Annotated in this window: 13 protein-coding genes; 9 read left to right on the top strand and 4 right to left on the bottom strand. The window is 66.5% G+C overall.

The genetic code is table 11. From position 1 onward, the window contains the following. The 4 genes from BST12_RS27435 to BST12_RS27420 all read right to left on the bottom strand — a co-directional run. Window positions 1–253: DUF222 domain-containing protein (locus BST12_RS27435; protein WP_139801985.1), on the bottom strand; the 253-nt coding region annotated here is incomplete at its 3' end. A gap of 37 nt (window positions 254–290) precedes the next feature. After that, window positions 291–1,301 (bottom strand): zinc-binding dehydrogenase, encoded by a 1,011-nt coding sequence (locus BST12_RS27430; RefSeq protein WP_083116345.1) that lies wholly within the window; start codon window positions 1,299–1,301, stop codon window positions 291–293. After that, complete coding sequence (locus BST12_RS27425) at window positions 1,301–2,488, bottom strand: LLM class flavin-dependent oxidoreductase (RefSeq protein WP_083116344.1); 1,188 nt, start codon at window positions 2,486–2,488, stop codon at window positions 1,301–1,303. Before BST12_RS27425 ends, BST12_RS27430 begins: the two co-directional genes overlap by 1 nt. Further along, entirely contained in the window at window positions 2,488–3,453 is a 966-nt protein-coding gene (locus BST12_RS27420; protein ID WP_083116343.1) for an alpha/beta fold hydrolase, read from the bottom strand. The genes BST12_RS27425 and BST12_RS27420 overlap by 1 nt, the downstream gene beginning before the upstream one ends. 61 nt (window positions 3,454–3,514) lie before the next feature. On the opposite strand from BST12_RS27420, the gene BST12_RS27415 reads away from it, so the two are divergent. The 9 genes from BST12_RS27415 to BST12_RS27375 form a co-directional block, all read left to right on the top strand. Then, a complete protein-coding gene (locus tag BST12_RS27415) occupies window positions 3,515–3,928 on the top strand; it encodes a VOC family protein (RefSeq protein ID WP_083116342.1) in 414 nt (137 codons plus the stop codon). Beyond that, window positions 3,900–5,093, top strand: a complete 1,194-nt coding sequence (locus BST12_RS27410) for an MFS transporter (RefSeq protein WP_083116341.1) — start codon at window positions 3,900–3,902, stop codon at window positions 5,091–5,093. The genes BST12_RS27415 and BST12_RS27410 overlap by 29 nt, the downstream gene beginning before the upstream one ends. Window positions 5,094–5,328: 235 nt before the next feature. Continuing rightward, window positions 5,329–7,584, top strand: a complete 2,256-nt coding sequence (gene ftsH, locus BST12_RS27405; RefSeq protein ID WP_083116340.1) for an ATP-dependent zinc metalloprotease FtsH — start codon at window positions 5,329–5,331, stop codon at window positions 7,582–7,584. Window positions 7,585–7,598: 14 nt separating this feature from the next. Continuing rightward, a complete protein-coding gene (folE, locus tag BST12_RS27400) occupies window positions 7,599–8,207 on the top strand; it encodes a GTP cyclohydrolase I FolE (RefSeq protein WP_083116339.1) in 609 nt (202 codons plus the stop codon). Continuing rightward, window positions 8,204–9,046 carry a dihydropteroate synthase gene (gene folP, locus BST12_RS27395; protein ID WP_083116338.1) on the top strand — a complete coding sequence of 281 codons (843 nt, stop codon included), beginning with the start codon at window positions 8,204–8,206 and terminating at the stop codon, window positions 9,044–9,046. The genes folE and folP overlap by 4 nt, the downstream gene beginning before the upstream one ends. After that, window positions 9,039–9,437: a dihydroneopterin aldolase gene (gene folB, locus BST12_RS27390; protein ID WP_083116337.1), complete on the top strand. Its 399-nt coding sequence runs from the start codon at window positions 9,039–9,041 to the stop codon at window positions 9,435–9,437. Before folP ends, folB begins: the two co-directional genes overlap by 8 nt. Continuing rightward, the gene (folK, locus tag BST12_RS27385) at window positions 9,438–9,962 is read left to right on the top strand and encodes a 2-amino-4-hydroxy-6-hydroxymethyldihydropteridine diphosphokinase (RefSeq protein WP_083116336.1); all 525 of its coding nucleotides are present in this window, start codon (window positions 9,438–9,440) and stop codon (window positions 9,960–9,962) included. Further along, on the top strand, window positions 9,962–10,438 hold the full coding sequence (locus BST12_RS27380; protein ID WP_083116335.1) for a DUF3180 domain-containing protein: 477 nt from the start codon (window positions 9,962–9,964) through the stop codon (window positions 10,436–10,438). The genes folK and BST12_RS27380 overlap by 1 nt, the downstream gene beginning before the upstream one ends. 85 nt (window positions 10,439–10,523) lie before the next feature. Then, on the top strand, window positions 10,524–11,297 hold a 774-nt coding region (locus BST12_RS27375), incomplete at its 3' end, for a DUF6779 domain-containing protein (RefSeq protein ID WP_342746513.1).

The following is an 11,297-nucleotide window of genomic DNA, read 5'->3' as shown; positions in this document are numbered from 1 at the left end:
CAGACACCAGATAGCTGGCCGCCAGCGGCGACAGATTCATCGCCGCAGCCACCTCAGCCCTGGTCTGGTCAAACCCATCGATCTCGGCATGCTCCACCCGGCCCGCAACCCGCTCGGCCGCAGCCACCCGATCCCGCAGCAACGCCGCTACCGCCGCCATCCGCCGCGCCACCAACATCGACTCCTGCCGATGGGTCGCTTCGACCTCGGCCACCAGCGCGGCCGGGTCCAGCTCCACCACGGATTCGAACATACGTACGATTCTGCCACAGCGGTGTGACAAGACCGATCTACGGCGTTACCAGAATCTTGCAGTGCCGCTCGGGGTCGGCGAGGTCGTCGAACGCCGCGCCCACCCCCTCGAGCCCAACCTCGCCGGTAATCATTGGGGTGACGTCGATTTCGCCCTCGGCCAGCGAATGCAACGATGCGGCGAACTCGTCGGGCTCGTAGGCGTTGACGAACTGCAGGCTGATCTCCTTGCCTATCGCGAAGAACGGATGGATGGTGTCGGCCTGCATGCATACCCCGGCGACGACCAACCGTGTTCCGCGCCGGGCCCGCCTGATTACGTCGCCGATGATGCCCGGCACGCCGACCGCCTCGAACACCACGCGGGTCTTGACCGAGTCGAAGGGAGAACCCTGTGCCGGGTCGATCGTCTGGTGCGCGCCCATCAACGCTGCCAGCTCACGTCGCTTCGGTGAAAAGTCAGATGCCACAATATTTTCCACGCCGCGAACGCGAAGCGCGGCTATCACCGCGATCCCGATCGGTCCGCAGCCGATCACCAGCGCCGTCTCGCCGCGGTCAATGCCGGATTTGTTCACCGCGTGCAAGCCCACCGCCATCGGCTCGGCCAGCGCGGCGTGCTTGAGGTCCAGGCCGTCGGGAATCGGTAACAGCAGCGGTGCGGACAGCAGCATCCGTTCCGCGTAGGCCCCTAGCGTGCTGTTGCTGAAAACGATTGGCTCGACGCCCTTTTCGGAAAGCAATACCGGAATCGACGTCACCAGCGTTCCGGCTGGGTAAGTGTCGGTGTCAGGTCCGGCTTCGAGCACCTCGGCGCTGAACTCGTGGCCCATGAACACGTCGCGTCCCACATCGAGATCCATGCCACGGCCGCCGGCCAGCTCACCGCTCAGCTCCACCACTTCGGCGCCGTGTGCGGCGAAATGCAGGTCGGAACCGCAGATTCCGCACGCGCGCACCTGGACCAGCACCTGCCCCGGCCCCGGCACCGGGTCGGGTACGTCATCTCGGTAGACCATGCGACCGCCGCGCAAAACCGACGCGCGCATCAGCTGCTTTCCCGTTCGTGTTCGGAGACGTGCTCGGTGATTGCCTGCACGACGGCCTGGCCGGCGCGCCCGATCAGTTCGTCGCGTTTGGCCCTGGCCCAGCCGTGCGACGCCCGTGAGGCTTCGAGCTGTCCCTTGAAGTGCGGAATCACCTTGCGGGCGAACAGATCATAGGAATGAAAGGTGGCCTGCGGTGATGCCCAGTCATGGCCGAGCAGCAGCAGCGTCCCAAAGCCACCCGAGCGCCCCAGCAGGTCTTCGATGTGAGCGATCGCGTCGTCGGGCGTACCGATACAGCAATTGCCCGCGGCCGCATACGCTTCGACGAACTCGTAGGGCGACTGCCCGCCTTCCACGGTGTTCGCCAACGGCACAAAGCCGGCCGCGCCAAAGTATTCCGAGAATTCAGGCAAGCCGTAAATGCAGTCGGTAATCGCCTGCTCACGACGCTCGGCCAGATGCATGATCGAAAGGACCCGCCAATCGGCCCGATTCGGCTCGTCCCGACCAACTTTGGCGGCCTGCTCGCGCACCACGTCCCAGGTGGTCTCCAGTGCCGCGTAGCCGCCTGGCACCGACATGGACAGCGACAACAGCGACGTGCCCAGCGCACCGGCCAGTCGCGGCCCGGACGGGGAAATCATTGCCGCTGTGGATATTTCGGGATAGGGCCAGGTGTACGGCCGAATGTGCAATTGCGCGTCGCGCAGCGTGAACCAGTCGGAGTGGCGGTCGACGCGCTCGTCTGGTGCGGCGCGGAACAACGCCAGGATCGCCTCCAGGGATTCCTGCATCATCCGCCGCTGATCGATCGGGTCGATGCCCATCATGTATGCGTCCGATGGCAGTGCGCCGGGGCCGGTGCCGAACATGACGCGCCCCCGGGTCAGATGATCCAGCAGCACCCACCGGTCGGCGACCATCAGTGGATGGTGGTAGGGCAGCGAGACGACTCCGGTACCGAGCCGGATGTGCTTGGTCCGCTCCGCCGCTGCCGCGATGAAGACTTCCGGGCATGCGATCAGCTCGTAGCCTCCGGAGTGGTGTTCGCCGAACCACGCCTCGTCGTATCCGAGGCGGTCCAGTGCAACGACGCGCTCCATGTCGTATTCCAGTGCGACCGTCGGGGATTGGCCCGTCGGGTGAAACGGCGTGATGAAAACGCCGAAACGCATCGGTGCGCCCATCACCAGTTCATCTCCTTGAGGAACTCGAGTAGTCTCGCGTTGACTTCGTCGGGCCGCTCCTGTTGCAACCAATGTCCGGCGCCCTCGAGCATCACTTCGCGGTACGGGCCGGTGATCACTTGCGAAGCACGATCGCGTCGGGTAAATGTCAGCACCGGGTCGGCTGTCCCTCCGACGAACAGACACGGCACATCGATTGTGGCACCGTCGATTTCGGCCGTGGTCTCCCAGTTGTGGTCAAAGTTGCGGTACCAGTTCAGGCCGCCGGTGAAACCGGTGCGAGTGAATTCGCTGATGTAGTGGTCGAGTTCGTCCTGGGTGATCCACGCCGGCAGCCCCTCGGGTTCGGGAAGCCGATCGATGAAACCTTCGGGCCCGGGCGCGACCATCCGCAGAGCCGAGCTCTCGTCGCCGGGCAGCTGCAAACCGCCCAGCATCCGGCGCATCGTGCGGGCCGGGTCGCCGTTGAGTTCGACATCGGCGACACCGGGCTCCTGAAAATAGAGAATGTAGAAGAAGTTCTCGCCGAACCGGTGCCGAAGCGCTTTCGTCGGCGCCGTCCGTGGCCGCGGCACCACCGGCACGCTCAGTGCGGCCACCCCGGCGACCCGGTCCGGGTGCAGCAGCGGGGCATTCCACACCACTATCGCGCCCCAGTCGTGACCAACCCACACCGCTCGTTCGGCGCCGACATCGTCGAGCAGACCGACCATGTCGGCGGTCAATTCGTGAATGTTGTAGTCCCCGACGGCATCCGGACGCGACGAGCCGCCGTAACCGCGCTGATCCGGTGCCAGTACGTGGTAGCCGGCCTCGGCAAGGGCGGGAATCTGGTGGCGCCATGAGTAGGCGAGTTCGGGAAAGCCGTGGGCCAGTAGGACCACGGGCGCGCCCCGGTCGCCGGCCTCGATGACGCGCAGCTGCACACCGTTGGTCTCCACTAACCGTTCGGTTGATAAACGCATCGTCTCACCAAATCACAACGGCGTTGGGCAGAGAAGGCCTTGGCGGGCATCATGTTGATCTATGCGGCTGGACCACGTTGTGCTGTGGACGAAGGACGTGCGGGACTCGATGGAGTTCTACACGAAAGTGGTCGGGCTGACGCCCGTGCGGTTCGACGAGTTCGACGCCGGCGAAGCCCCGTTTCCGAGCGTGCGGGTGAGCGGGGACTCCATCATCGACCTGATGTCATCCGAAAGTGCGGGCGCCACCGAGGCGATGACGAAGGTCGACGACAGTGCCGGCCACCGGGTCAATCATGTGTGCCTGGCGATGTCGAAGGCCGAATACGATGCGCTGGATCAACGTTTGCAGGCAGCGGGCATCGACACCAGCGCCCGGTTGAACCACTCCTTCGGGGCGCAAGGGTGGGCGCCGCAGGGCTACTACTTCGCTGATCCGGACGGCAATGTGGTCGAGGCGCGCTACTACGAGTAACTATGCGCGAAAAGCGATCCTGGTCTCGGCGCTTGGATTCGGCCTCGACGGCTTTGATCTCCTGATCATCAGCTTTGCGCTGCCCGGCATCATCGCCAGCTTCCACTTGTCCACGGTCAAAGCCGGTTGGCTGGCCACACTCACGTTGATCGGGGCGGCCATCGGTGGCACCGCCGCGGGAGTCCTGGCCGACAGGTTCGGCCGGGTGCGGGTCCTCACCTGGACGGTCGTCTTCTTCGCGGTGTTCACCGGATTGGGTGCACTGGCGCACGGCTATTTCGACTTCGCGGTCTACCGATTCCTGGCCGGGCTGGGGCTCGGCGGCGAGTTCGGTATCGGCATGGCGCTGGCCGCCGAAGCCGTCGCAGGACCACGGCGAGCCCGGGCGACCAGTCTGGTCGCGGTGGGATGCCAGCTCGGTGTCCTGACCGCGGCGCTCATCGCCGCGCCCATCATCAACACCGTCGGCTGGCGTGGCCTATTCGTGGTGGGCACCCTTCCCGCCGTGATCGCGATGATGTTCCGCTTGATGCTGCCCGAACCACCGATGTTTCTGGAACGGCAGCGGGCGGCCGCGCGTGAGTCGCTGCGGTTGCTGTTCAAAGACCGTGCGACAGCGGCGATGCTGGTCCTGACCGTCGCGCAGAACTTCGGCTACTACGGCGTGCTGGTTTGGCTGCCGCACTACCTGTCGGAGAGTCGTGGCTTGGGCCTGACCAAAGGTTCGCTGTGGACGGCGGTGACGGTGCTGGGAATGATCGCCGGGATTCTGGTCTTCGGACAACTCGCCGATCGTTTCGGCCGGCGGCCGGCGTTGTGGCTGTATCAAGCCGGTGCGGCGGGCTCGGTGCTGATCTACAGCCAACTCACCCACCCCGCGGCGCTACTGGCCGGCGGGTTCGTCGTCGGTGGGTTTGCCAATGGGATGGTCGGTGGGTTGGGCGCCCTGCTCGCCGAGCTCTATCCGACTGCGATCCGTGCGACCGCCCAGAACTTGCTGTTCAACGTGGGCCGTGGGATCGGTGGACTGGCCCCGGTGCTGATCGCCGCGGTGGCCACCAGCCACGGGTTTCAATTCGCCCTGGCGCTGCTGCCGACCATATATGTGATCGAAGCCGCAGTGGTGGCGCTGATCCCGGAACGCCGTGGGGCCGTTCTGACCTGACCTGCCGTGTTGTTTGCCGCGCTGGGCGGACCATTGGGAACTGCCGCTCGTTGGACGCTCGTTGGAGGTACCGGACGCTGCGATCGCCAACTTCCCGGGCTGGCGATCGCCGGTGCAGGATGCTGGCGACCCGCTGCGCCCGGGATTCCCCGGGCTGGCGATCGCCAGGAGCGGTAGCCTTGATTTTTCCAGCTGCGTATATACGGAAGGACCTGGCCGGCACGGCCGATGATTAATGAACCGGAAAAACGTGATCCGCACCATCACGGCGATCGCTGTCGTGGTTCTGCTCGGCTGGTCGTTCTTCTACTTCAGCGACGACACCCGCGGTTATAAGCCCGTCGACACCTCGGTGGCGATGTCCCAGATCAACAGCGACAACGTCAAGAGCGCACAGATCGACGACCGGGAACAGCAGCTGCGATTGACCCTGAAAAAGGGCAATAACGACACCGACAACTCCGACAAGATCATCACCAAGTACCCCAGCGGGTACGCCGTCGACCTGTTCAACGCCCTGAACGCCAAGAATGCCAAGGTCAGCACCGTCGTCAACGAGGGCAGCATCCTGGGCGAGCTGCTCGTCTACGTACTGCCGCTGCTGTTGCTGGTGGGCCTGTTCGTGATGTTCTCCCGCATGCAGGGGGGCGCCCGAATGGGCTTCGGCTTCGGCAAATCGCGCGCCAAACAGCTCTCCAAAGACATGCCGAAAACCACCTTCGCCGACGTCGCCGGCGTCGACGAGGCGGTCGAGGAGCTCTACGAAATCAAGGACTTCCTGCAGAACCCCAGCAGGTACCAGGCACTCGGCGCCAAAATCCCCAAGGGCGTGCTGCTCTACGGGCCGCCGGGAACGGGCAAGACGCTGCTGGCCCGCGCCGTAGCCGGCGAAGCAGGAGTGCCGTTCTTCACCATTTCGGGCTCGGACTTCGTCGAGATGTTCGTCGGCGTCGGCGCCTCCCGGGTGCGTGATCTGTTCGAACAGGCCAAGCAGAACAGCCCGTGCATCATCTTCGTCGACGAGATCGACGCGGTCGGGCGCCAACGAGGCGCCGGCCTCGGCGGCGGTCACGACGAGCGCGAGCAGACGCTCAACCAGTTGCTGGTCGAGATGGACGGTTTCGGTGATCGCGCCGGCGTGATTCTTATCGCCGCGACCAACCGGCCCGACATCCTCGACCCCGCCCTACTGCGGCCCGGCCGCTTCGACCGGCAGATCCCGGTGTCCAACCCCGACCTCGCCGGGCGCCGGGCCGTCCTCAGAGTCCACTCCAAGGGCAAGCCGATCGCCGACGACGCCGACCTCGACGGCCTGGCCAAGCGGACCGTCGGCATGACCGGCGCCGACCTGGCCAACGTCATCAACGAAGCCGCCTTACTCACGGCAAGGGAGAACGGCACCGTCATCACCGGCCCCGCACTGGAAGAGGCCGTCGACCGGGTCATCGGCGGCCCCCGTCGCAAGGGCCGGATCATCAGCGAACACGAAAAGAAGATCACCGCCTATCACGAGGGCGGCCACACCCTGGCGGCCTGGGCGATGCCCGACATCGACCCGGTCTACAAGGTCACGATCCTGGCCAGAGGCCGGACCGGCGGGCATGCGGTAGCCGTGCCGGAAGAGGACAAAGGCCTGAGAACCCGCTCGGAGATGATCGCCCAGCTGGTCTTCGCGATGGGTGGTCGCGCCGCCGAGGAGTTGGTGTTCCGCGAGCCGACGACGGGCGCGGTGTCCGACATCGAGCAGGCCACCAAGGTCGCCCGGGCGATGGTCACCGAGTACGGCATGAGCGCCCGGCTCGGCGCCGTCAAGTACGGCACCGACCACGGTGACCCGTTCCTCGGCCGCACCATGGGCACCCAGCCGGACTACTCACACGAGGTGGCCCGCGAGATCGACGAAGAGGTCCGCAAGCTCATCGAGGCCGCGCACACCGAGGCGTGGGAAATCCTCACTGAGTATCGCGACGTGCTCGACACCCTGGCCGGCGAGCTGCTGGAAAAGGAAACCCTGCACCGACCCGAGCTGGAAGGCATCTTCGCCGACGTCGAAAAGCGGCCCCGGCTCACCATGTTCGACGACTTCGGTGGCCGGATCCCGTCCGACAAGCCACCGATCAAGACGCCCGGCGAGCTGGCGATCGAGCGCGGCGAGCCCTGGCCCCAGCCGCTCCCCGAGCCGGCGTTCAAGGCGGCTATCGCCCGGGCCACCAAGGCAGCGGAGGCCGCGGAGAGCGAAGCGGGCCGAACCAACCACGGCGCCAACGGTTCGCACGGTTCCGGCCCGACGCCGACCCAGCCCGATTACGGCGCCCCGGCCGGCTGGCACGCGCCGGGATGGCCACCGCAATCGCCCAATCGCACGCAACCGGCCCCCTACCCGGCTTATCCTCCTGACCATGACCAGTCAGGTCCGGCGCCGGACCGCGATGAATCCGCCGACCCGTCAGGCAAGGATGTAAGTCGGTCCAACCCGCCGGCGCACGGCTAAGGAATGGAGCTTCGATGACGCAGCTAGATTCCCGAGACGCAGCCCACCAGGTTCGCGTGTTCGACCAGCCGCGTGCCGAAGCCGCCATCCGCGAGTTGCTGGTCGCGGTCGGAGAGGATCCGGACCGCAGCGGTCTGCGTGACACTCCGGCGCGCGTCGCCCGGGCGTATCGAGAGATCTTCGCCGGGCTCTACACCGATCCGGCCACGGTCCTGAGCACCATGTTCGACGAAGACCACAACGAGCTGGTGATCGTCAAAGAAATACCGATGTACTCCACCTGCGAGCACCACCTGGTGTCCTTTCACGGTGTGGCCCATGTCGGCTACATCCCGAACGAGGACGGCCGGGTGACCGGTCTGTCCAAGATCGCGCGGCTGGTAGACCTTTACGCCAAGCGGCCACAGGTGCAGGAGCGGCTCACCAGCCAGATCGCCGACGCCCTGGTGGAACGGCTGGACCCGCGCGGGGTAATCGTCGTGGTCGAGGCAGAGCATTTGTGCATGGCGATGCGCGGTGTCCGCAAGCCCGGTGCGATCACGACGACGTCGGCGGTGCGCGGCCAGTTCAAGCACGACGCCGCCTCTCGAGCCGAAGCGCTCGATCTCATCTTGCGTAAATGAACCCGGCGCCCATGCAGGTTATGGGGGTGCTGAATATCACCGACGACTCGTTCTCGGATGGCGGACGATTTCTCAGTCCTCAGGGTGCGGTCGAACATGGGCTGGCGATGGCAGCCGACGGCGCGGGCATCATCGACGTCGGCGGCGAGTCGACCCGCCCCGGTGCCACTCGGGTGGACCCGCGCATCGAGACCGCACGGGTGGTTCCCGTCGTCAAAGAGCTTGCCGCGCAAGGCATTACCGTCAGCATTGACACCATGCACGCCGACGTCGCGCGGGCTGCCCTGGAAAACGGTGCCCAGATAGTCAACGACGTGTCCGGCGGCCAGGCCGATGCGGCGATGGCGCCACTGGTGGCCGAGGCCGGCGTGCGGTGGGTGTTGATGCACTGGCGGCGGGTCTCGCCACAGCGCCCGCACGAGGTTCCGGACTACCGCGACGTGGTCGCCGAAGTGCGCGCCGACCTGCTCACCGGGATCGACGAGGCGGTGTCGGCCGGTGTCGATCCGGCGAAACTGATGATCGATCCCGGGCTCGGATTCGCCAAGACGGGACAACACAATTGGGCTCTGCTGCACGGGTTGCCGGAACTGGTCGCCACGGGTGTTCCGGTGCTGTTGGGCGCCTCACGCAAACGCTTCCTCGGCAGCTTGCTCGCCGCGCCCGACGGTGTGGTGCGCCCGCCGCACGGCCGGGAGACCGCGACGGCGGTGATTACCGCGCTGGCCGCCCTGCACGGCGCGTGGGGTGTGCGGGTGCACGATGTGCGGGCCTCGGTCGACGCGCTTAAGGTCGTGCAAGCTTGGGAAGGCCCGGAAAGGACTGCATCGAATGGCTGATCGAATCGAACTGCGCGGCTTGACCGTTCACGGCTATCACGGCGTTTACGACCACGAGCGGGTGAGCGGTCAGCGTTTCATCGTCGACATCACGATATGGATCGATCTGGCCGAGGCCGCTACCAGCGACGATCTGACCGACACCTACGACTATGTCGAGCTGGCCGCCCGCGCGGCCGAGATCGTCGGCGGACCACCGCGGAACCTGATCGAAACGGTAGGGGCCGAGATCGCCGAGCACGTGATGGACGACCAACGGGTGCATGCCGTCGAAGTGGTGGTGCACAAGCCGCAGGCGCCGATCCGCCAGACGTTCACCGATGTGTCGGTGACGACCCGGCGCTCGCGGCGTGGCGGGCGAGGTTCGGTGGTCCCCGCAAGCGAGGCGTGAATGACTCGCGTTGTGCTGTCCATCGGTTCCAACCTGGGTGACCGCCTGGGCTGGTTACAGTCAGCCGTCAACACACTCGGCGAGGTCATAGCCGTTTCTCCGGTATACGAGACGGATCCCTGGGGTGGTGTCGAGCAGGGTCCGTTCCTCAACGCGGTTCTTATCGCGGAGGATCCAGCGTGCGACGAGCACGACTGGTTGCGTCGGGCCCAGGCGGCCGAGGACGCCGCCGGCCGGGTGCGGGACGAACGCTGGGGTCCGCGCACCCTGGACGTGGACCTGATCACCTGTCACCGGACGGAACCGGGCGGGGCCGCGGAAATCATCGCCAGCGGTGCCGACCTGACCCTGCCGCACCCCAGGGCCGACCAGCGGGCGTTCGTCATGGTTCCGTGGCTGGCCGTCGACCCCGACGCCGAACTGACCCTCGCGGACGGACCGCGGTCGGTGGCTGAGCTGCTCGCCGAGCTGGACCCGGCCGAACGGGAGGGCGTGCGGTTGTACCCGCAGGCGCTGGGCAGCTGATGGGACCGACTCGAAGACGTGACCTGACGGCCGCGATGATCGGCGCTGCGGTGATCGGCTACCTGCTGGTCGGGCAGCTGTACCGGTGGTTTCCCCCGCTGACGGTATGGACGGGCATATCACTGCTGGCGGTCGCCATCGCCGAGGCGCTGTGGGGGCGCTACGTCCGGACCAAGATCAACGAGGGTGAGATCGGAGACGCGCGGGGTTGGCTGCACCCCCTGGCAGTGGCACACAGCCTGATCATTGCCAAGGCGTCGGCCTGGGTGGGCGCGCTGGTGCTGGGCTGGTGGATCGGGGTGCTCGTGTACTTCTTGCCGCGGCGGTCGTGGCAGCGCGCCGTCGCCGAGGACACCACCGGCGCGGTGGTGGCGGCCGTCAGCGCGCTGGCGCTGGTGGTTGCCGCGCTGTGGCTGCAACATTGCTGCAAGTCCCCGCCGGATCCCACCGAGCGCGGCGAGGGCGCGGAAACCTAGCGGCCTCCACGGGTCTCCAAACTGGGCAGCAGAATCGCCGGACTGGCGCGACACGCGGAGTGACCTCGCCCGGTACAGTCAGGCCATGACCGTTCTGTCCCGCGGCGCCCGGGTCCGGCGCGGCGGCCGCAGGCCGGGTTGGGTGCTCTTGACGACGTTGCTGGTCCTCGCAATCGGGGCCAGTTCCGCGCTGGTTTTCACTAACCGGGTGGAACTGCTCAAGCTCGCTGTGATCCTGGCCCTGTGGGCCGCGGTGGCCGGCGCGTTCGTGTCGGTGCTCTACCGCCGACAAGCCGAAGCCGACCAGGCCAAGGTGCGCGATCTGAAGCTGGTCTACGACCTTCAGCTGGACCGGGAGATCTCGGCGCGCCGCGAGTACGAACTGACCGTGGAATCTCAGCTGCGCCGCGAATTGGCCACCGAGCTGCGTGGTGCGGCCGCCGACGAGGTTGCGGCGCTGCGGGCCGAGCTGTCGTCGCTGCGCACCAGCCTGGAGATCTTGTTCGATGCGGATCTGCAACACCGTCCGGCGCTCGAGACGCTGGAGAAAGACGGCGCACGTGTCCTGACCGACCGGGGCGCAAGCCGTACCCAAAACGGGGCCCAAGCCCCCAGCCGGGAGAACCCGCCCGTGGACTGGGTGTCCAGCGACCGCGTCAACGCGGTCCGGCCGGACGACACCGCCGGCCGCCCCGACGAAACCACGATCATCGATGTGCCGGAGGAGCCCCTGCTGCCGCCCCGGCAGCCCGCGCCGCCGCCCGAGCCGGTCCGAATGGCATATGCGCCACCGCCACCCCAGCAGGATCCGCTCTACGAGCCGCGCCACCGGCCCCCACCGCTCCCGCCGCAACAGGAG

The sequence above is a fragment of the Mycobacterium angelicum genome, assembly GCF_002086155.1.
GTDB lineage: Bacteria > Actinomycetota > Actinomycetes > Mycobacteriales > Mycobacteriaceae > Mycobacterium > Mycobacterium angelicum.
The sequence above is the reverse complement of the archived record's forward strand: the minus strand, read 5'-3'. Positions and strand labels throughout refer to the sequence as shown.